The organism is Hymenobacter agri (assembly GCF_054778495.1).
Window position 1 is genome coordinate 1 of sequence record NZ_BAAGZM010001164.1, and the last position, 712, is coordinate 712.

At 67.7% G+C, this 712-nt stretch carries 1 protein-coding gene; it reads right to left on the reverse strand.

The genetic code is table 11. The features are described from left to right. Window positions 1-712: glycosyltransferase family 39 protein (locus tag ACYVDE_RS25105; protein WP_460504238.1), on the reverse strand; the 712-nt coding region annotated here is incomplete at both ends.

Sequence of the window (712 nt, forward strand, 5' to 3'; positions counted from 1 at the left end):
CCCGGGGCCGCGACAGGCCCGCCAGCCGCCGCGCCCACCAGCACGCTCCGAAGCTGAACAGCACCGGATAATACCCCAGCGCATAGTACGCCTTGCCATGCAGCACCGCCTGCAGGCCCACGCCCAGCACCGCCACCCAGCCCACTGCCCGGTAGGGCCGCAGCCAGGGGCTGAAAAACAGCGCCAGCAGCCCTGGCACCCACACCCACACAGCCGCCACGCACATCAGCAGCTGCAGCTTCCAGAACTCGGCGGCATCGACGTGCACCAGCTGGGTATCGTGCAGCAGCTGCATGTGGTGCCGGAACGGGATGCCGTGGCGGAGTTGCCAGGCCAGATTGGGCGCCCAGAGCAGCAGCGCCAGCCCCGCCGCGCCCCAGAAGTGCCAACTGAGCAGCAGGCGGCGCGCGGGCGTGAGCAGCAGTGCACCGCCCAATGAAGCCATGAAAAACAGCGTGGTGTACTTGTTCAGCAAACCTAGCCCGAGGGCCAGGCCCAGCACATACAGCCAGCGCGGCCGCTGCGTTTGCTGGTACACCACCAGCCCATACAGGGCCAGCACAAAGCCAAACACCTCGAACGAGTTGGGCTGAAACAGCAGGTTGAGCCGGGCAAAGGCCGTGCCCAGGTAGCAGGTGCCCGCCAGCGCGGTTGCAAACCAGCCGCCGCCCAGCTGCTGCGCCAGCTGCATCACGAGGTAGAGCGTGGCCGC